18 protein-coding genes and 2 riboswitches are annotated in these 22145 nt (G+C 35.7%); of the genes, 1 reads left to right on the plus strand and 17 read right to left on the minus strand.

Annotated elements, in window-relative coordinates:
• Positions 1-143: 143 nt before the first annotated feature.
• From E0F91_RS10390 to E0F91_RS10465, 17 genes are all read right to left on the minus strand, one after another.
• On the minus strand, positions 144-806 hold the full coding sequence (locus E0F91_RS10390; RefSeq protein WP_132066479.1) for a hypothetical protein: 663 nt from the start codon (positions 804-806) through the stop codon (positions 144-146).
• 129 nt (positions 807-935) lie between these two features.
• Positions 936-1985, minus strand: coding sequence for a homocysteine S-methyltransferase family protein (locus tag E0F91_RS10395; protein ID WP_132066480.1), 1050 nt, complete (start codon positions 1983-1985; stop codon positions 936-938).
• Between the two features lie 296 nt (positions 1986-2281).
• Positions 2282-2400, minus strand: a riboswitch (SAM riboswitch).
• A gap of 169 nt (positions 2401-2569) precedes the next feature.
• Complete coding sequence (locus E0F91_RS10400) at positions 2570-3622, minus strand: NAD(P)/FAD-dependent oxidoreductase (protein WP_132066481.1); 1053 nt, start codon at positions 3620-3622, stop codon at positions 2570-2572.
• Positions 3623-3732: 110 nt separating this feature from the next.
• On the minus strand, positions 3733-4323 hold the full coding sequence (locus E0F91_RS10405; RefSeq protein ID WP_132066482.1) for a precorrin-2 dehydrogenase/sirohydrochlorin ferrochelatase family protein: 591 nt from the start codon (positions 4321-4323) through the stop codon (positions 3733-3735).
• Positions 4310-5104: a uroporphyrinogen-III C-methyltransferase gene (cobA, locus tag E0F91_RS10410; protein ID WP_132066483.1), complete on the minus strand. Its 795-nt coding sequence runs from the start codon at positions 5102-5104 to the stop codon at positions 4310-4312. Before cobA ends, E0F91_RS10405 begins: the two co-directional genes overlap by 14 nt.
• Positions 5094-7187, minus strand: coding sequence for a HEPN domain-containing protein (locus E0F91_RS10415; protein WP_132066484.1), 2094 nt, complete (start codon positions 7185-7187; stop codon positions 5094-5096). The genes cobA and E0F91_RS10415 overlap by 11 nt, the downstream gene beginning before the upstream one ends.
• Before the next feature lie 197 nt (positions 7188-7384).
• Positions 7385-8629 carry a sulfate adenylyltransferase subunit 1 gene (locus tag E0F91_RS10420; protein ID WP_132066485.1) on the minus strand — a complete coding sequence of 415 codons (1245 nt, stop codon included), beginning with the start codon at positions 8627-8629 and terminating at the stop codon, positions 7385-7387.
• Positions 8630-8725: 96 nt separating this feature from the next.
• Positions 8726-9625 (minus strand): sulfate adenylyltransferase subunit CysD, encoded by a 900-nt coding sequence (gene cysD, locus E0F91_RS10425; protein ID WP_132066486.1) that lies wholly within the window; start codon positions 9623-9625, stop codon positions 8726-8728.
• 81 nt (positions 9626-9706) lie between these two features.
• Positions 9707-10408, minus strand: coding sequence for a phosphoadenylyl-sulfate reductase (locus E0F91_RS10430; protein WP_132066487.1), 702 nt, complete (start codon positions 10406-10408; stop codon positions 9707-9709).
• 14 nt (positions 10409-10422) lie between these two features.
• Entirely contained in the window at positions 10423-11325 is a 903-nt protein-coding gene (locus E0F91_RS10435) for a sulfite exporter TauE/SafE family protein (RefSeq protein ID WP_132066488.1), read from the minus strand.
• 117 nt (positions 11326-11442) lie between these two features.
• Complete coding sequence (locus E0F91_RS10440) at positions 11443-11853, minus strand: RrF2 family transcriptional regulator (protein ID WP_132066489.1); 411 nt, start codon at positions 11851-11853, stop codon at positions 11443-11445.
• Between the two features lie 171 nt (positions 11854-12024).
• A complete protein-coding gene (locus E0F91_RS10445) occupies positions 12025-13200 on the minus strand; it encodes a trans-sulfuration enzyme family protein (protein ID WP_132066490.1) in 1176 nt (391 codons plus the stop codon).
• A 71-nt stretch (positions 13201-13271) separates the two neighbouring features.
• Positions 13272-13697: an OsmC family protein gene (locus E0F91_RS10450; protein ID WP_132066491.1), complete on the minus strand. Its 426-nt coding sequence runs from the start codon at positions 13695-13697 to the stop codon at positions 13272-13274.
• Positions 13698-14469: 772 nt separating this feature from the next.
• Positions 14470-16884 carry a bifunctional aspartate kinase/homoserine dehydrogenase I gene (gene thrA, locus E0F91_RS10455; protein ID WP_243698879.1) on the minus strand — a complete coding sequence of 805 codons (2415 nt, stop codon included), beginning with the start codon at positions 16882-16884 and terminating at the stop codon, positions 14470-14472.
• Positions 16885-16902: 18 nt separating this feature from the next.
• Positions 16903-17865 carry an alpha/beta fold hydrolase gene (locus tag E0F91_RS17995; RefSeq protein ID WP_243698880.1) on the minus strand — a complete coding sequence of 321 codons (963 nt, stop codon included), beginning with the start codon at positions 17863-17865 and terminating at the stop codon, positions 16903-16905.
• Positions 17866-17943: 78 nt separating this feature from the next.
• Positions 17944-18051: riboswitch (SAM riboswitch) on the minus strand.
• Positions 18052-18284: 233 nt separating this feature from the next.
• Positions 18285-18494, minus strand: coding sequence for a hypothetical protein (locus E0F91_RS10460; protein WP_132066492.1), 210 nt, complete (start codon positions 18492-18494; stop codon positions 18285-18287).
• A gap of 512 nt (positions 18495-19006) precedes the next feature.
• Positions 19007-20299, minus strand: coding sequence for an O-acetylhomoserine aminocarboxypropyltransferase/cysteine synthase family protein (locus E0F91_RS10465; protein ID WP_132066493.1), 1293 nt, complete (start codon positions 20297-20299; stop codon positions 19007-19009).
• Between the two features lie 581 nt (positions 20300-20880).
• On the opposite strand from E0F91_RS10465, the gene metK reads away from it, so the two are divergent.
• Positions 20881-22131 (plus strand): methionine adenosyltransferase, encoded by a 1251-nt coding sequence (gene metK, locus E0F91_RS10470; protein WP_132066494.1) that lies wholly within the window; start codon positions 20881-20883, stop codon positions 22129-22131.
• Positions 22132-22145 lie beyond the last annotated feature (14 nt).

The raw sequence follows: 22145 nt of genomic DNA on the forward strand, positions 1-22145 counted from the left end.
GTTGCTAACGTGGTGTGATTTCTCGTTCCTCGAAATGAAAATCTAAACTACTTTATTTCTCATGAACATTTTCTCTATGTGGGGAATCTCAGCAACCTACTCGAATAACATAGATTCTTCGTTCTCTCGCTAGCACAAGAAATCTACTTGCATTTATCATTATAATAATTTGCAATTTCAAATATATTTTCCTTCGTGAATTCTTTTGTATTAATTTTTTCACTTAATTCCTCACAATCTTTAAAACATTCTGCTGCCATTACTCTAAAGGTTTTGAATGTATTAACTTTTTGATACATTAATCTAGGAATAGATTCATTATTGAAATAACAATAATAATCTGAATAGCTGTTAGAATTAAAATTTCCTCTCAAATTAACTACACTCACTTGACCTCCTAAACCAGGCCCCATGGAGAAACCACCACCACCTTCAAAAGCATGGACTCCATAAATTTTAATCTTATCCTTTTCAACAATCAATTCTGCTAGAACATACTTTTTTTTATCAGTGCTGTTCTTTTCTAACAGGAGCGAAGCTAGAATAAAATCATTTTTATTAATATTCTTCTTTCCGCTATAAACAGTAAATTTTAAGTTATTAATATCCGAAAAACCAATCTTCTCATGATTTTTCTTATTTACATCTTTAAAATCTATATGATACAAACTTACTCTACCAAAACCACTTACTACATTTCCGTTTTTTAATAACACTTTAACTTCTTCATATTTCGTCCCAAATTGAGAATAACTAAAATTTGTAATTAGAACCAACAGTGTAATTGTAAAATATTTTTTCATCATCTAAATAATTTATTATTGTTTTAAGTATTTATTACTTAACTCCATTGAGAACTCACTCTTTTGAGAGCATCGTGAAAGTATCTATTTCAAACCTATTGCTAATGTTCAAAAAGCCTCGCACTGATGAGACTACATCTCCGCCGTTGAAACTCTTGGTTTATACTCCTTAGCAATATCAGCAATCAACTTGATGTGTTGGGGCGTTGTTCCGCAACAGCCGCCTATTATGTTTACTAAATTATCGTCGAGATATTCTTTGATGAATGCTTGCATTTGCTCTGGTGTTTCATCGTACTCTCCAAAGGCGTTTGGCAATCCTGCGTTAGGATGTGCTGATACATTGAACGACGTATTTTGAGACAAGGTTTGCAAATAGGGTTTCAATAAATCGGCTCCTAAAGCACAATTGAATCCTACACTCAACAACGGAATATGCGAAACTGAAACTAAAAAAGCTTCTACCGTTTGCCCAGAAAGTGTTCTTCCTGATGCATCCGTAATGGTTCCCGAAACCATGATTGGAATATCAATATTGCGCTCGTCTTTGACTTCTTCGATAGCGAAAAGGGCAGCTTTTGCATTTAACGTATCAAAAATGGTTTCCACCAATAATAAATCGCTTCCTCCATCAATTAAGGCTTCGACTTGTTGTTTGTAGGCAATGCGTAAATCATCGAAAGTTACGGCTCTGTAACCGGGATCATTTACATCTGGTGACATGCTGGCCGTACGGTTTGTTGGTCCTATGGAACCGGCTACAAAACGAGGTTTGTCTGGATTTTTGGCTGTAAATTCATCGGCTACTTCACGGGCAATTCGTGCCGATTCGTAGTTCAATTCATAAACCAAATCTTCTAGATGATAATCAGCCATACCAATTGTGGTTCCTGAGAACGTATTGGTTTCAACGATATCTGCTCCTGCTTCAAAATAGGCTGCGTGAACTGCTTTTATGGCTTGTGGCTGGGTAAGTGATAATAAATCGTTGTTTCCTTTCAAGGAATGTGGAAAATCTTTGAAACGTTCGCCACGAAAATCCTCTTCGGAAAAATTGTAGCGTTGCAACATGGTTCCCATGGCTCCATCGAGTACGAGTATGTTTTTTTTAATGGCTTCATGGATAAGCCCCCTAGCGCCCGAAGGGGGAACTCCTAAACTGTCTTTTGATATGTTTGACATAATTGTTTATTTCTTGAAAATCCCGGTCTGCACTGAGATTCGTTCTTTTGATTACTAATTACAAAAGTTCACTATTTTAGCTCTTTAGCCCCGATTGCAGTGAAAATCCTTTCTCGTCCTGAACTTGTTTCAGGATCCTGAAACAAGTTCAGGACGAGAAAGATTGCAACGGAAAGCGGGAACAGTATTGGCAAAAAAAACGCCAATTGTTCGCTCCTGATACTGAAATTAATTCAACAGGCTAAAAATATATGTTGTCAAGAAAAGGTTTGAGAAATACTAAGTGAGTATTTCGTGTGTTATCTATCTTAGATACTGAAACTGTTCAGTACAAAGTAGAATGTAGCACCTTCTTTAAAGATAAAGGGTTGCTAAGGTTTCATTGGGTCTTTCCCTCCGCCTTTCGTGATAACTTTCAATAAATATAGGAACAGTGCAAAGTAAAGACATAGCGCTAACAATTGCAAGTTTTTTTTAAAAGTTTCTAAAGCAGTTTGTTGCAAAAATTTAAAAAAAAAGGTTCTGAATTGCAAGGATTTAAACCAACCTTAGCAACTCAGAACCTTTGTAACTTTGTACCTTTTTTATACTATGGCTTTCACCACCGCTTTTGGAGCTTCTTTACGGGTTCCGTCAAACCCGTCAACACCGGAAACTGTAGTGTATTTCAATACATATTTCTTACCTGGATTGATAATTTGGTAGGCTGCCTGGCACATTATAGTTGCTTCGTGGAAACCACAAAGAATTAATTTCAGTTTTCCTGGGTAGGTATTTACATCTCCTATTGCGAAAATTCCTGGAATATTTGTTTGATAATCCAATGAGTTATTTACTTTGATCGCATTTTTTTCAATGTCTAATCCCCAGTTTCCTATGGGACCTAATTTTGGTGTAAGTCCAAAAAGCGGAATAAAATAATCCGTTTCTATGGTTCTTCGTGCACCATTTTCATCAAGTACAACGGATTCGATATGCTCTGCTCCATTGAGCCCTACTACTTCAGCGGGTGTAATCAACCGTATTTTTCCAGCATCTTTTAATTCCTGTACTTTTTCAACAGAATCTAATGCTCCTCTAAACTCATTTCTTCTATGAATCAAAGTCACTTCAGAGGCAACGTTAGAAAGGAATATACTCCAGTCTAAAGCAGAATCTCCTCCACCTGAAATAACGACTCTTTTATCTCTAAATTTTTCTGGGTTTTTGATAAAATACTTAATCCCTTTCCCTTCATAAAAATTGATTCCGTCAATAAGTGGTTTTCTAGGTTCGAAGCTTCCTAGTCCTCCAGCAATAGCTACTACCGAAGCATGGATTTCTGTTCCTTTATTAGAAGTAACAATAAAACTACCATCCTCTTGCTTGTCAATCGTTTCTGCACGTTCTCCAAGAGTAAATCCGGGCTCAAATTGCTTGATTTGCTCCATCAGATTATTCACTAAATCACCTGCTAAAACTTCCGGAAATCCCGGAATATCGTAAATCGGTTTTTTAGGATACAATTCTGATAATTGACCACCCACCTGCGGGAGTGCATCTAATATGTGGCATTTTAATTTCAATAATCCTGCTTCAAAAACGGCAAATAAACCTGTAGGTCCGGCTCCTATTATAAGTATGTCTGTTTTAATCATTTTTTTATTCTTTATGTAATGTAATTGTGCTAAACTATTTAATTGCAAATGAACGAATGATTCTCTCAAAAATAAATGATAAATATCAGTCGACTTCTTTGTTCCTTGTTTTACTCTCTTGGCTCTTTATTCTTTAATGCTTCGGTGATTTCGTTCATTTTCTGTACTTTTTCTTCGAAATTTCCTTTCAGCGTCTTGCGATATTCATTCAGGTTTTCGACCATTTTATTGATGTCATCCGGAATTATTTCTTCAAAAAACTCGCGTAATCGTTTGGCCGTTGTTGGTGATTTTCCATTAGTCGAAATAGCGATTTTCACATTTCCTTTGGTGACAATTCCACCCAAATAATAATCACATAATGGCGGCGTATCAGCAATGTTGCAAATCAAATATCTTTTTCTGGACAAATCATAAATCCTTTTATTCACTTTTAAATCATCAGTACAGGCAATGACCATGTGGCGTTTGCGTAGCATCCACCGATTGAATTTTTTATACGTCAGCTTTACTGTTGAATGGCTTGCCGCCAACGTTTCTAACTCAGGTAAAAATCGCGGGGCCACCACCTCAACATTGGCATTTGGACTCGACTTTAACAAAAAGGACAATTTTTCTAAACCCACATTTCCGCCACCTACAATAAGTGTATTGAGATTGTGTAATTTCAAAAATATGGGATATAACTCATTCCTTTCCATAGACCAAGACCTTATTGTGATACGATTTCAATTCGTTATAAAAAGCTACGTTTTTCTTGCCATCACCTACTACTTCTCCGATAACAATAATAGCTGGAGAACTTAAATTTTTCTCTGTAACAATTTTTTGAATGGTATCCACCGTTCCAATTCCTACTTTCTCCTGTGGAGTTGTTCCGTTTTGAATAATCGCAACGGGCATTTCTCCTTTAGATTCCTTTTGGAACAAAGCTACAATTTGGTCCAATTTACTCATTCCCATCAAAATCACAACCGTTGCCGTTGATTGAGCTGCTAAGGCTACATCTGAAGACAATTTTCTTGCTGAAGTAGTCCCAGTAATCACCCAAAAACTCTCCGAAACTCCTCTTTTTGTCAACGAAATTCCTTGCGACGCAGGAACTGCAATAGAGGATGAAATTCCCGGAACTACAAATGTAGGAATTCCAAAGCTTTCTACGAATTCTATTTCTTCACTTCCACGACCAAAAATAAATGGATCACCACCTTTTAGTCGCACCACATTTCCGTAAGTCAATGCATTGTCAACTATCAATTGATTGATCTCGTCTTGCGTATATTCATGATAACCTTTTCGCTTTCCCACAAATATTCTCAAAGCTTTCTTAGGAGCATAAGACAATAGTTCTTCATTTGCTAGGGCATCATACAAAACTACATTAGCTTCCGCCAATGCTTTTGCACCTTTGATGGTCAGTAAATCTGGATCTCCAGGACCAGCACCTACTAAAGTAACTTGAGGTTCTATTTTATTTTTCATCTTGAAGGTCTTTGGCTCTAAATGTTTCTATGGTGTCAAAAAATGCAATGGCTTCTTGAATGTATTTTGTAGCAAACTCTTGAGACGGTTCATTGTCTCTAATTTGAAACACTAAAGCTTTTAAAGTCGATTGCAATGGAATTTTATTGGTTTCCACAAAAACAGTATCAAATAAATCTATTATTCCTGCTTGATGATTTGTTTTTTGGTTTTCTGAAAGCAATAAGGCTTTGGATCCATTAACAAAACCAGCGTAAGCGTGATAAATAGCATCAGACCATTTTCCTTCTTCGAAAGCTTCTTGCGCAAAAGTCAATTTATCTTTGGCTTCTAATAACAAAGTAGCTACTAAATCAATTACAACCCCGGCGCATTCTCCTACTCCAACAGCTTTCACGTAGTTATCAGCATTTCCCCAATCTACAAAATCAGCTTCGGTAAGATTAGTCAAATCGGCTAAGGGTTTCAACATTTCATAGAAATATTTCTCGCCTTTGGCATCGTAATAATTCAAGAATGATTGTCCATTTCCATTCGCTTCAAAATCATTTAAGATAAAGCGCAACGCATCAGGTCCTCTTCGGCTTGGGATTTTAATTACTTTATCCGAAAATCTTCCGTTTCCATTTCCTAAATTTCCACCACCCAATAATACTTGAAGTGCTGGCGCTACTAATTTTCCAGCATTGATTGACATTCCTTGAAAACCTATTTCGGCCATATTGTGTTGTCCACACGCATTCATACAACCACTAATTTTGATCGTGATTTCCTGATTGTTGCTGTATTGTGGATATTCTGTTTTTAAAACTCTTTCTAGTTCTACTGCGATTCCGGTGCTGCTTGCAATTCCTAAATTACACGTATCGGTACCCGGACAAGCTGTAATGTCTGAAATGGTATTATAACCTAAAGCCACAAAATCTAATTTGGCTAATTCTTGGTAGAAAAAAGGTAAATTTTCTTCTTTTACGTGACGAATCAAAATATCTTGTCTCAAAGAAAAACGCAATTCATTAGCTGCATAATTTTTTATTAGTTCTGCCAATGCTCTTGCTTTATCCGTATAAAAATCACCTAATAAAACTTTGATTCCAATGGCTACATAACCAGCTTGTTTTTGCGCGATTACATTTGATTTTTTCCAAGCTTCGAAAGCTGCTGTGTCTTCGATTATTACTTTCGGCGCTTCCAATAAAGGAGCTGGAATTGCACCATCAAAAGCTGTCGTGTCTATTTCAACTACTTGGTGTGACAAGGCAAGTTTCTCTTCATCGACTAAACATAAGAATTCATCACGACCAATATCCTTGATTAAGAACTTCATACGCGCTTTTAAACGCTTCGCTCTTTCGCCAAAGCGGTCAAAAATTCTCAACACGCCTTCAGTTGTTGGGATAATTTGGTTTACCGGAATAAATTCTGATAATAATTCGGCGTGGCTTGGTTGCGAACCTAATCCTCCACCTAACATTACTTTGAATCCTCTTTCTCCATTTACAATTCTTGGAATAAATCCTAAATCGTGCAAATAACTTAGTGCCGTATCTTTATCAGAAGACGAAAATGAAATTTTAAATTTACGTCCCATTTCCTGACAAACTGGATTTCTCAAGAAAAACTGAAACATCGCGTGTGCATAAGGCGACACATCAAAAAGTTCTTCTGAATCGATTCCTGCTGTTTCGCTGGCCGTAATGTTTCTTACGGTATTTCCACAAGCTTCACGAAGTGTAACATCGTCTTTTTCTAGTTCAGCCCAAAGTTGTGGCGTTCTATCCAAACTTACATAGTGAATCTGGATATCCTGACGCGTTGTAATGTGTAAACGTCCTGTTGAATATTCGTCAGAGACTTTAGTAATACGCGTCAATTGCTCGCTGGTCACTTTACCAAAAGGCAATTTGATGCGAATCATTTGTACGCCTTCCTGACGCTGACCATACACTCCACGAGCCAAACGAAGGCTACGGAAACGCTCATCATCAATTTTTCCATCACGGAATAAAGCAATTTTTCTTTCTAAATCGATAATGTCTTTTTGGACAATCGGATCTTCTATTTCGGTTCTAAAACTTTCCATAATGTATAAATTTTTCCTCCCCCCGACCCCAACCTAAGGAGTGGGAGCCATTGAGGAGCTTGATTCTTGTTATTTAATCGTAAGTACCTGTTCAATAAAAATTATTGCCGCCATTTTAACGTTTAAGCAATAAATATTATAACCACAAAGTTTATCGGTAATCTCTCCCTTCCCTTCGGGGAGGGCTGGGGTGGGGACTAATTTATAAATCCAACTCCCGCTGTGGTATTGGTAGCGACGTCTATTAAAATAAAAGCGCCATTTGATTTGTTGTCGTTGTAGGCATCAAAATACAAGGCTTTGCTTAATTTAATAGTTACTTCTCCTATTTCATTAATGCTCAATTGAGTCGCTGGAGTAACTCCTGAATAATCCGTTGCGATTACATTTTTTACGCTTTCAATTTTCGCCAAAACTCTGTTGGTATTGTGTTGTACCAAATATTTTGTACCTGCAACTAACTTTTTACTGTCCATCCAGCAAATCGTTGTATTGATGTCTTTTTCGATTTTAGGCAACTCATTTGATTTTACAATCATGTCACCTCTTGTTACATTGATATCATTTTCCAATTCCAAAGTAATCGAAGAACCTGCTGTCGCTTCATCAAATTGTTTGTCAAAAAAGTGAATCTTGGTCACTTTAGATTCTGTTAAAGAAGGAAGAACAGTTACCGCATCACCAACTTTGATATTGTTACCGTATAATTTTCCGGCATATCCTCTAAAGTCATGATACTCCTCTGTTTTTGGCCGGATTACGGTTTGAACCGGGAAACGTGCTTTTCCTGTTTCAAAAACATCTTCTGGTTCTAAAGCTTCTAAGTGTTCCAAAACCGTTTGTCCGGTATACCAAGGCATGTTTTCTGATTTATCTGCAACGTTCCCTCCATTGATAGCACTCAACGGAATGTAACTTACGTTTTGCTCTTTGAATGAACTTTTGCTGTTCAATGCCTGAAAATCAGATTTGATTTTGTTGTATACTTCCTCCGAATAATCTACTAAATCCATTTTGTTTACCGCAACAATTACTTCTTTTACTCTCAATAAATTATTGATAAAAAAGTGACGGTACGTTTGCTCAATTACGCCTTTACGGGCATCAATCAAGATAATTGAAACCTGCGAAGTCGAAGCTCCCGTAACCATGTTTCTGGTATATTCAACGTGACCCGGAGTATCGGCAATAATGTAACTTTTCTTGGCTGTCGAAAAATAAATATGCGCCACATCAATGGTTATTCCCTGTTCTCTCTCTGCAACCAAACCGTCGGTAGCCAAAGAAAAGTCCAAATAATCGTATCCTTTTTGCTTGCTGCTTTTTTCTATTGCTTCAATCTTATCTGTAGTCAACGATTTTGTATCGTACAATAATCTCCCGATTAAGGTACTCTTTCCGTCATCTACGCTTCCTGCTGTTGCTATTTTTAAAACTTCCATTTTATTATTGGTTTAAAGTTTAAGGTTTAAAGTTGTTTAACTTCGTTACTTAAATCTTTTAATTTTTAAATCCTTAAATCTTTCAATTGCTATTTTCTAAAAGTATCCTTGTTGTTTTCTTTTCTCCATCGCAGCTTCAGAACGTTTGTCATCAATTCTGGCTCCTCTTTCTGAAATAGTCGAGGATCTGATTTCGCCCACAACTTCTTGAATTGTTGCTGCATAAGAATCGACTGCTGCCGTACAACTCATATCTCCAACGGTTCTAAAACGAACAATTCGTTCTTCAATTTCTTCATCTTCTTCTTGGTACACAAATGGAGAATGAGACCAAATCATACCGTCTCTCAAAAATACTTTACGCTTGTGTGAAAAGTAAATAGATGGAATTTCGATTTGCTCTTGCTCAATATAACTCCAAACATCAAGCTCTGTCCAGTTCGAAATTGGGAAAACACGAACGTTTTGACCATTCTCAATTTTTCCGTTCAAAATATCAAACAATTCTGGACGTTGGTTTTTCTCATCCCATTGACCAAAATCATCACGAACAGAAAAAATACGTTCTTTAGCTCTTGCTTTTTCTTCATCACGACGCGCACCACCAATACACGCATCAAATTTAAATTCTTCGATAGCGTCCAAAAGTGTCGTTGTTTGCAAACTGTTTCTGCTAGAATATTTACCAGACTCTTCCACAACTTTACCTTCGTCAATAGCATCTTGTACGTTACGAACAATTAACTCCAATCCTAATTCTGCAACTAATTTGTCTCTGAAAGCAATAGTTTCAGGAAAATTATGTCCTGTATCAACGTGCAACAATGGAAAAGGAATTTTAGCAGGAAAAAATGCTTTTTGTGCTAAACGCACCAATGTAATTGAATCCTTTCCACCAGAAAAAAGTAAAACCGGCTTGTCAAATTGAGAAATAACTTCTCTAAATATGTATATCGCTTCGCTTTCTAAAGCGTTTGTTTTTAATATTGAACTCATTTTTTTAATTTAAAGATTTAAATGATTGAAAAATTTAAAGATTCCGACAATCATTTATAATTTATAATTCATAATTTAAAATTACTTCTGGTGTAAGCCACATTCTTTATGACTGGATTCCCACCACCATCTGCCTGCTCGGATATCTTCTCCAGGCGCAATTGCTCTCGTACAAGGTGCGCAACCAATGCTTACAAAACCTTGTTTATGCAATGCATTTTGTGGCACATTATGATCGTCTATATATTTTTGAACCTCTTCTAAAGTCCATTTTAATAACGGATTGAATTTGATAATATCAAAATGAGCATCATATTCAAAAAAAGCCAAATCATTTCTGTTTTCGGATTGCTCGGCTCTCAAACCAGTAATCCAGATCGAATTTCCTTTCAAAGCTTTAGTCAAAGGAGCTACTTTTCGAATGAAACAACATTCTTTTCTATTCTCCACCGATTCGTAAAAGCTATTTGGACCTTTTTTATTCAATAACACCTCCACAGCAGTAGTATCTGGAAAATAGGTTTTGATATCTATTGGATACTTTTTCAAAGTCTTATGAAAAACATCATACGTTTCTTGAAACAGTCTTCCTGTATCTAATGTAAAAATGGTAATCGGTAAATTATTCTCTGCAATCAAGGCTGTGATTACTTGATCTTCCTGTCCAAAAGAAGTCGAAAAAACCACTTTATCTTTGAATTCATTAGCTAAAAAAGCCAGAGTCTCTTCAATTGAAAAGTTTGCTGTATTATCTAATAAAGTATTTGTTATCGCTATGCTCATAATTTCTTTTCTCTTTATAATAATTTAGACAGTGTTTTTAAACTCAAAACAATTATTAAAACGCCTACCAAAATCATCATAGGCTTTCTTTTTATTCTATTGACTAAAATAGCGGCAATTGGAGCGGCAATTACACCACCTAAAATCAACCCTATAATCACTTGCCATCCTTGTATCCCTCCAAAAAGCATAAATGTGACACCACTTGCAAAAGCTACTGCAAACTCCGCTGCATTCACAGAACCGATAGTATATCTAGGATTTCTGCCGCGCCCTAACAAGGTAGAAGTCACAATTGGCCCCCAGCCACCCCCGCCGATAGCATCCATAAAACCTCCAAAAGAAGCTAGAATATTCAATCGCTTAGTTTTTTTCTTAATGATATTTTTCTGCATTGCTTTTCTGATGATTATAATTGCCAACGCAATCATATACACTGCTATAAAAGGCTTAATCGCATCTCCGTCAATCACATCCGACAATAAATAAGCACCTGCAATAGAACCTAAAACACCGGGAATTAACAAATGTCGTACTAGTTTTTTATTGATATTCCCAAAGCGATGATGCGAAATAGCCGAAGCTCCTGTTGTAAACATTTCGGCAACATGAACTCCTGTACTGCTGATCGCTGGAGGAATTCCATACGCCAATAAAAAAGAAGTCGAAGTCGCTCCATACCCCATTCCTAAGGTCCCATCTACTAATTGCGCAAAAACACCAATACAGAAAAAGATTAAAAATTCCTGATTAAATCCCGCTATAAAACCATCCCAAGAAAATTCTGCATGATGATTGTACACTAATGTAGCAATTAACCCTACCAATAAAACAACCGGTATAATAACCCACAAACGTTCTTTAAAAGTCGTTTCAGTTTTTTCATTGATAGTAATGGCTTTCAATTCTTGGCTCATGCTTTTTTTATTCAACTGTTTTTAATATTTAAATCTATTGCCCTATCGGAATAGTAGATTATTGTGCAAAAATAAAACTTTTAAGTTAACTACAAAATTTATTTTGTGATTTATTATTTAAAAGGCAATGTCAGCCAAGGTATTACTCTCTAAGATTTTCAGGGTATTATCGCGTACCTCGATCATAAGTTTTCGAACCGCACAAGTAGCCTCATCGGTACAGTCTAAACAAGGCTCATAAAAATTATGGCTTGCACAAGGAAGTAATGCAATTGGCCCTTCAAGAATTCGATACACATGGGCCATATTGATGTCTTTGGGATCTTTTATCAAATAATATCCTCCGCCTTTTCCTTTTTTGGCACCCAGAAAACCAGAATGACGTAAAAGTAATAATATACTTTCCAAAAACTTCAACGAAATATTTTCACTCTTTGCAATTTCAGCAATTTGAACTGGAGTCTGATCTTTCAGGCGCGCCAGAAAAGTCAACGCTTTTACTCCGTATTTTGTTTTTTTTGAAAGCATAATTGATGTTTGATTGAAGATTAACGATTGCTGATTTTTGATAGTTTAAATATCAGAACAATCATACCGTTTTTACAACAACAAAAATATACTTTTTGAATGAAACAAAACACAATTTAAAACTATCTCTAAACCAATAATTCCTCAACTATAGTATTCCCCCTTCGGGGGTTAGGGGGCTAACGCTTGCTCCAAATCAGCAATTACATCTTTTACGGTTTCTAATCCTACAGAAACACGTACTAAACCATCGGTTATACTCACTGCCAAACGCTCCTCGACTGATAATTTACTGTGAGTTGTTGATGCTGGATGCGTAACAATGGTGCGGGTATCTCCCAAGTTTGGCGAAAGCGAACATAATTTTATTCTATCTAGGAAAGCTCTTCCCGCCTCAAGTCCACCTTTTATTTCGAAAGCGACAATATTACCTCCCAACTTCATTTGCTTTTGAGCAATTTCATATTGTGGATGCGATTTCAAAAATGGATATTTGACTTTATTGACTTGAGGATGGCTTTCTAAAAATTCTGCTACTTTTAAGGCATTTTCACAATGTCTGTCCAAACGAATCGCTAATGTCTCTAAACTTTTCGACAAAACCCAAGCATTAAAAGGGGACAAAGCAGGACCTGTCAGTCGGGAAAACAAATAAATTTTGTGAATCAGTTCAGCATCTCCTACGGTGATTCCGCCTAAAACTCGACCTTGTCCGTCCATCAACTTTGTCGCAGAATGCACTACCAAATGCGCTCCCCATTTGATAGGTTGTTGCAAATAAGGTGTGGCAAAACAGTTGTCAATTATTAAAATTAAATTGTGTTTTTTGGCGATTGCTCCTAAAAGTTCTAAATCGATGATATCAACTGCCGGATTGGTAGGCGATTCAGCAAAAAGAATTTTAGTATTTGGGGTAATCAAACCCTCGATAGTTTCAGGTTTGTTAATATCAAAATACGAGGTTTCAATGTTCCATTTTGGAAAATAATTGATAAACAATGAATGAGTCGCTCCAAAAACACTACTTGACGACACAATATGATCTCCAGATTTCAATAAAGCTGCCATTGTAGAATAGACAGCTGCCATTCCAGAAGCAAATGCAAAACCTGCTTCGGCACCTTCCATCGCACACACTTTATGGATGAATTCATTTGTATTAGGATTGCTGTATCGGCTATAAATATTTCTGTCTTTTTCCTCTGCAAAAGAAGCACGCATGTCTTCAGCATCTTCAAATACAAAACTGGAAGTTAAGTACAAAGGTACTGAATGCTCTAAATATTGCGTTCTTTCTAATTGGTTACGAATGGCTTGAGTTTCAAAACCAAATTCTTGTTCGTTCATTTTATTTTCTAGTTTAAAGTTTAAAGTTTAAAGTTGTTGGAATCGCGAAAATCCAACCTCTTATATTTAAACTACAATGATTTATTATTCAAAACTACTTTGTAATGTATCGTTGCGGTTGGCTCTAATGTTTTAGAAACCGAGCAATATTTTTCAAAAGAAAGTTGTGCGGCTTTTGCGGCTTTGTCTTCCTTAATGTCACCTTCTAAATAAAAAACCACATGGATATTTTTAAAAGGTTTTGCTTCTCCAACTTGTACGCGCTCGCCCTCCACCTCAGCTTTGAAAGAAGTGATTTCCTGACGTTGTTTTTTCAAAATTGAAATCATATCAATAGCGCTGCACCCCGCAACACCCATCAATACTAATTCCATTGGACTTGCGCCCATATCGTTTCCACCAAATTCTGGACGGCTATCTACGTTAACTAGATGTCCTCTTTCATTTTTTAATTCAAAGTGGAAGTTGTCGTTTACTCTGTTTAATGTTATTTTCATATATTCCCCTCCCCAACCCTTTCGCCGCGGCGAAGAGGGAGCCAAGACTGGAGGCAGTCCCTTTTTTAATTATTACATTTGTTTGAAAGCGGATAAAACAGATTTTCAAACGCAGATTTTACTTTTAGAAATCCAAAATCGTTAATCTGCAATCATAAATTCTTTATCCACTGCTCAGCAAAGCCTCAATCTTTGATGAGAGTTGAAAGTTCTCCGACCTTTCCTAGTATTCGTTTCCAACTTCAGTTAAAAACTGAAATTAACATCCTCAAAGTCGAAGACTTTGCGGAGCATTAAGGTGTGTCCTTTTTAATTAATTATATTCTTACAAGACTAATAGAAAAAGTAATATTGACATTAGGTAAAATATAAAATTAAACCACCCATCAATAAATAAGGACTTATCCATTGTCCAAAAAGTATCAACACTATTTCTTTCATACATTAGATGAAAAATTTTACTTAGAATATAGTAAATAAATTGTGCAATCAGCGGAACAAATAAAGAATAAACCGCTGTGTTATCACCAATATTATTCAACCAACAAATAGACGCCATTAAAAACAATAAAACATTCACAAGCAATATTCTATAAAACCAAAATTTATTATCCAATTTACTTTTATCGAATAAAAAAACAAAAGTAACATTCAGACCAATTAAAATAAAAATAACATCCATGTTGATTTTTTCTGTTTTTCAATCTCAGATCAAAAATCCCTAATCTGCAATCATAAATCCACTATTCCCCCTTCGGGGGTTAGGGGGCTTTTACCCTTTATCCGATAATCTCAAAATATCTCCAAAAACACCTCTTGCTGTAACAGCTGATCCAGCTCCTGCGCCTTGAATAACAATTGGTCTATCTCCGTAGGATTCAGTATAAATTTCGAAGAAAGAATCAGAACCTTTCAATCCGCCTAGCGCAGTATCTGATGGAACTGAAACTAATTTCACTTCTAGATTTCCTTTATCGTTTTGCAAATCACCTGACAATTCCCCAATGTAACGCAACACGTGATTCGGTTTTTGATCCGCTTTTATTTTAGCATAAATGGGATCAAACTCTGTCAATTTATTCAAGAAATCAGAAACATCTCCTTCACGTAAATGTTCTGGAATCAGATTTTGAATAACAATTTCTTCAAATTCATTTTGCAAGTCTAATTCTCTAGCCAAAATCAATAATTTTCTCCCTACATCATTTCCGCATAAATCTTCTCTTGGATCTGGCTCAGTATAGCCGTTATCGATCGCCTCTTTCAATATTTCGCTAAACGGAGCGTCTTTTGCAGAAAAATTATTGAATAAATAACTCAATGTTCCAGAGAAAACTCCTTTGATCTTCGTGATATTTTCACCTGAAAGATGCAATAATTTAATGGTATCAATCAACGGTAATCCTGCTCCAACATTCGTTTCATAAAGATAACTCTTTTGATTATCCGCCAATACTTTTCGCAATTTTTTATAAAAACTATAACTTAACGTATTAGCCACTTTGTTAGAAGAAATCAAATCAAAACTGCTTTCTGCTAGCGGAATGTAATTTTCGACAAATGTGGCACTTGCCGTGTTATCAATCGCAATCAAATTCTCCAAATGATGCTCATTTGCATAAGCAATTACATCATTGATGGTATACGAAAACCCGTTAGTTTGAATCTCGTTTTTCCAATTTGGAGTAACGCCATTTTTATTTAAAAGCACATTGCTTGAATTCGCAATCGCAAAAACATTCAGTTTGATGTCTTTTCTTTTTTCGATGGTCGCTGCCGATTCTAAAATTTGATTGATCAGTGTTCCTCCTACCAATCCATGTCCGAAAATAGCAATATTAATTTTCTTGGATACTCCAAAAATCTCCCCGTGAATCACGTTTAAAGCTTTATTCAGTTGTGATTTTTTAACCACTAAACTGACGTTTTTACCCGTAACGGTATTGTTGAAAAGAATCGGGACAATTTTATTTTTTATCAACGCCGTATAAGGCTTATGAAACGTACTCAAATCCTGGCCAATGATAGAAATTACCGAAACATCATCCGTCACCGTGATTTTATTCACATCTTTCGAATAAAAATCATTCTCGAATTCTTTCTCTAGTTCAATCATGGCTTTCGTTGCTTTGTCAGCAGCTACGACTAAACCAATTCCTCTTTCTGATGAACCTTGAGAAATAATGCTTACACTGATATCATTGTCGCCCATCACTCTGAAAATACGGGCATCAACACCGGTTTTTCCTAGCAATCCTCTTCCTTCGAGATTCACTAATGATACATTTTCAAGCACTGAAAGCGTTTTAATTCCTTCTTTATTTGAACTGGAAGTGATTAATGTTCCTTTATTTTCATGATTGAAGGTATTCAAAATACGAAGTGGAATGTTTTTTTCCAATAAAGGAATAATCGTTTTGGCATGAAGAATCGTCGCACCAAAATTGGCTATTTCGTTGGCTTCATTAAATGACAAATGATCAATTTTCTTGGCATCAAGTACTAAATCCGGATTTGCGGTATAAATTCCGTCTACGTGCGTGTAGTTCTGTAATTCATCTGCATTTAAATAATTAGCAATTAAGGAAGCGGTGTAATTACTGCCGTTTCTTCCTAAAGTGGTCGTGTCATTATTGGTATTAGAACCAATAAACCCCGTAACAATATTGACCGTTGTTCCGTTATTTTGTTTGAAATAATTAATGACATTTTTCTTCGAAATTTGTTCCAAAGGTTGTGCATCACCAAATTTTGAATCGGTTTTTATCAATTCTCTGGTATCGGCAAAACGGGCATTTATTCCATTTTGAACCAAAATAGCCGTCAGTAATTTTGCCGAAAGCAATTCTCCTTTTGATAAAATCTGATCTTTTATTTTATTGCTGTAATCCCCAATCAGACTTACGCCTTCGAATAATTTTTCTAAAACTGTAAATTCCTCTGATAAATCAACGTCTAGATAATCGTCTTGTTGGTATCTTTTAAAATCCTCAAATAACGGTTTATAATCACCATTCTTTGCAGCAACACTTAAAATGTCTTCCAATTCATCCGTAGCATTTCCTCTTGCCGAAACTACAATTGCAATTTCTTCTCCTTGATTTACTTTATCGGTAATAATCGCGACCACTTTATTTATTCCGTCGCCATTCGATAACGATTTACCTCCAAATTTTAATATTTTCATTGTGTTGTGTTTTTTGGCTTAGAATATATCCTGAAGCAAATTGTGTAATTGTTTGTATTCTATCAAAAAAGCATCATGTCCGTGAATGGAAACAATTTCCTGATAGCTGACCTTATTTTTATATTTTTTTAATTCCTCGTAGGTTGCTTTATTTTCATTTGCCGTAAAAAACAAGTCTGAATTGATTCCAATAATATGAATATCAGCTTCAATTCGAGATGTTATTTCTTCGAATGAAGCACTATTTCTGGTAATATCAATCGTCTTCAATAATTGATTCATCATTTTGTATGATGAAATTTGAAAACGTTTCTGTAATTTTTCACCATGATGTAACAACCAGCTTTCTACATTAAAAATGGCTAATTCCTCATTAATAGTTCGCTGAAATTTTGCCGCAAAAGATTCTGGAGTTCGATAACACAGCATCGCATGAGTTCGAGCATCTTCAATAGGTTTCGAAGAATTTTTCAAAATTTGTTCTTGCAAAAAGCAATTGGCAATAAGCCAATCCGTCGATTTCCAATCCGTTGCAATAGGAATTAAATGTTGTGTGATTTTTGGTTCCAATGCAACCATTTCCCAAGCGATTCCTCCGCCTACAGAACCGCCAATAATCGCATACAGTTTTTTAATTTCAAGAAACCGAATCCCTTCAATAAAAATTCTGGCAATATCTCTGGTATTAAAATCCGAATAATTTTCGATACTAAAACCATCAAATCCATTTCCGGGAACATTAAACGCGAGAATTGTATATTTTGCAGTATCTATAGTTTTGTGTTCTCCAATTAGATCATTCCACCAACCGTTTTCTCCGAGAACTTGCGAATTTCCAGTTAAAGCATGATTCACCAAAACGATTGGAGCGCTGAGCAAAGCTGGTCCAAAAACTTGAAAACTTAAGTTTAAGGTAGCATAAAAAGCGCCACTTTCGGTGGTGATATTTTGTAATGTAATAGATTCTGGTTTATTTTCCAATTGCAAATCTTTTATGATTTTTGACCTGTGTTTGGAAATATTAGAAAGAAAGCTAGAAGTTATCTAGACAAATTCTTAGTGTTATCTTTCCACGTTTGGCGTGGTAGAATGCAGCACCTTCTTCGATAAATCGAAGGGTTGCTAAGGCTTCATCGGGTCTAATCCCTCTGCCTTTCTTTATAACATTTCAATACGTTTGTGAACTTAATGACGCAAATTAACCACTATTTTTTGTAACAACCAAATTTTTATGCGCATTCGATTTTTTTGTTTGGTTTAAATAAAAACCGGAAACTAATAAACATAGAAATGTTATTTTGACGAAGTGACTCTAAACTATTTGGTATTATTACTTCGCCAAAATAACAATTTTGGACATTCTATGGAAAATCTCAAAACCGAAAATAAATTCGGATTTCTTAAATAAAAAGCGCTTCATTCTCTTGTGAATACATTAGAAAAAGCAATGAATTGGGCACGGACTTTTGAGCCAGAGGATCGTTTTTTGAAACTTCAAACCTAGGATGAATCAGTTCGTTTTTAGAAACGTTATCCTTCTCTTTTTTAGGTGTTAGGTCAATCCTTTTTAATAAATCGAAAGTTTTCGGAAAATACTTAGTTGTGCTCATAATTTTAGGTGTTAGGTTATTAAACTCATTTGTGATCGCTACTTATTTTTAAAATTAATTTTAGAAACAAAAAACCCTTTTAGATCCATATCCAAAAGGGTTTTAAGTTGTGTTATGAACTTATACTTTTGGAATCAACAGACATAAAGAAACATCATAGCTTGGACCGTTGTCATCTTATTGGCTGTTACTTTAATCGGGTACTGAAATTTTAAATTAATCATGTATGCTTCTCTTTCTGTAAAAATTAGTCTTTTAGTCTTCAAAAAAAAAGCTTCCCGTTATCTGGGAAGCTTTTGCTATATAATTTGATTTAAAAATTATGCAATAAGCGACCCGCAGGAATTATCCTGTGCGACTTTGAACGTATTGCAAATATTAAATTTCATTTTTTTTATTTTAAAAATCAAATATGCGAATTATTTTCGGAATTTCCAAATAAAAAGCAGTAAAATACTTGGATTCAAACTGGTATAATATCCACTCGGTTTTTAGTAGCCAAATAGGAAACTTTATGCCAGTTGCCCTTTCTTTATACTTTCAAAAACGACTCTCAAATCTGTTTTTAAATCTTCTATATCTTCTAAACCAACAGAAAGACGAATTAAATCCCTAGAAACTCCCGTGGCAACTTGTTCTTCCTCAGATAATTGTTGGTGCGTTGTACTGGCGGGATGAATAATTAATGATTTAGTGTCACCAATATTAGCCAAAAGTGAGAATAATTTTGTTTCGTCGGCGACTTTTTTGGCTGCTTCAAAGCCACCATGCAAACCAAAAGTAACCACGCCACTTTGCCCTTTTGGCAAATAGTGTTGCGCTAAAGCATAATATTTATTGGATTTCAATCCTGGATAATTGACCCATGCAACCGCTTCCTGAGTTTCCAACCACTGCGCGAGAGCCAAGGCATTTTCACTGTGTCTTTGAATTCTTATTGGTAAGGTTTCTAATCCTTGAATGATCTGAAATGCATTAAACGGACTCAGTGCAGCGCCGTAATCACGCAATCCTTCAATTCGAACTTTAGCAATAAAAGCCGCATTTCCTAACGCCTCGTGATACACTAATCCGTGATAACCTGCAGACGGCTCCGTGAATTCTGGGAACTTTCCATTGGTCCAATCAAAATTTCCTGCATCAATAACTACTCCTCCAAGCGAAGTTCCGTTTCCAGTAATGTATTTTGTCAAAGAATGAATAACAATATCAGCCCCGTATTGGATTGGATTTAATAAGTAAGGCGAAGCAACAGTATTATCTACAATTAATGGCACTTGAGCTGCTTTGGCCTCAGCCGAAATCGCTTCCAAATCCAAAACATCTAATTTTGGATTTCCCAAAGATTCCACAAAAATTGCTCTGGTATTTTCTTGAACCGCATTTTTAAAATTAGCGGCATCAGATGGATCTACAAATGTGGTTGTAATTCCTAACCGAGGCAACGTAACTTTTAATAAATTATAGGTGCCACCATACAAACTATTTGAAGCTACAATGTGATCGCCAGCTTTTAACAGCACTAATAATGTAGTAGCAATGGCTGCCGTTCCAGAAGCTGTAACTACTGCACCAATTCCACCTTCTAGGATGGCTAAGCGCTGTTCCAGTATATCATTTGTTGGATTATTTAATCTTGTGTAAATAAATCCAGGCTCCGCAAGGCCAAAAAGATTAGCGGCATGATCCGAATTATTAAAAACATAAGAACTTGTTTGATAAATAGGAACAGCTCTGGTTCCTGCGTTTTTTGTTACGTCGTGCCCCGCGTGTAGTGCGTTTGTTGCAAATTTCTGTGTGCTCATAAGATTTAAATTTTAAGATTAGTTGGTTGTTTTTGTTACTAGTAGTTACTCTTTATGCTTCATTTACAATACTGTTATTAATTTTCGAAATAAAATTTAGCTAAGGTTATTTATTCCATAAAAAAACCCCTGCCAATAGCAGAGGTCTTTCGTTTATAATTTATTTTTAAAAACTATACAACAGTGCACTCTGCGGAGAACTCCGGCATCATAAAACACATATTGACAGTAATAAATTTCATTTTTTTCTTTTTGATGAAACAAATTTGCAAACTTTTCTTGAAACCACCAAATAAAAATAGATTTATTTTTATTGCCCTATAGACCAAGTAGGATATGTTAAATTGTCTTTTATTTAAATTAAAAAACACAAAAGATTAATTTGCAATTCAAAATGGTTTCATACCTTTGCACCCGAATACAAGAGGAAAAATTTGAACTGATTGCAACCTCTTCATAATGAAATCAATTCATTGTGAATACTGAAAATTTTTCAGTAGAAAAAATGCTAAAGCAGGAACCCTCCTTTAGTCCTTTTCAGCAATTATTTTTCCTCGCTTAATTTAAAAATAATAATTATTATGGCCTATTTATTTACGTCAGAATCTGTAAGCGAAGGACATCCAGACAAAATTGCAGATCAAATTTCGGACGCATTAATTGATAATTTTTTGGCATTTGATGCTGATTCAAAAGTAGCTTGTGAAACTTTAGTAACAACTGGTCAAGTAATTTTGGCTGGTGAAGTAAAATCAAATACCTATTTAGATGTACAACATATCGCTCGTGAGGTAATCCGAAAAATTGGTTACACTAAAAGCGAATACATGTTTGAAGCCAATTCTTGTGGAATCCTTTCTGCTATTCACGAACAATCTGCTGATATCAACCAAGGGGTAGACAGAGCAAATCCGGAAGAACAAGGCGCTGGTGACCAAGGAATGATGTTTGGTTACGCAACGAATGAAACCGAAAATTACATGCCATTGGCACTTGATTTATCTCATAAATTATTGCAAGAGTTAGCGATTTTAAGACGTGAAAATAACGAAATTACGTATTTGCGTCCTGATGCTAAATCTCAAGTAACTTTAGAATACAGCGATGACAACAAGCCAACTCGTATTGATGCTATCGTAATCTCGACACAACATGATGATTTTGATGAAGAAGCAACAATGCTGGCTAAAATCAAAAAAGATCTTGTTGAAATATTGATTCCAAGGATTATTGCAAAAAATCCAACGCATGCTCATTTATTCAACGATGCAATCCAATACCACATTAACCCAACTGGAAAATTCGTAATTGGTGGACCACACGGAGATACTGGATTGACAGGAAGAAAAATCATTGTGGATACTTATGGTGGAAAAGGCGCTCACGGTGGTGGTGCATTCTCTGGAAAAGATCCAAGTAAAGTAGATAGAAGTGCGGCTTATGCTACACGTCATATCGCTAAAAACTTAGTTGCAGCTGGTGTTGCTGATGAAATATTAGTACAAGTTTCGTATGCAATTGGAGTAGCTAAACCAATGGGGATTTTTATTGATACGTATGGAACTTCAAAAGTGAATTTGACCAATGGTGAAATCGCCAAAAAAGTAGAAGCTATTTTTGACATGCGTCCTTACTTTATTGAGCAACGCTTGAAGTTAAGAAACCCAATCTATAGCGAAACTGCTGCTTACGGGCACATGGGTCGTACTCCAGAAACGGTTACTAAAACTTTTACTGCTCCAGGAGGATTAACAAAAACTGTGACAGTTGATTTGTTTACTTGGGAAAAACTAGATTTCGTTGACCAAGTTAAAACTGCTTTTGGATTGTAATGTAAAACACTGTG

This window comes from Flavobacterium sandaracinum, assembly GCF_004349135.1.
GTDB lineage: Bacteria > Bacteroidota > Bacteroidia > Flavobacteriales > Flavobacteriaceae > Flavobacterium > Flavobacterium sandaracinum.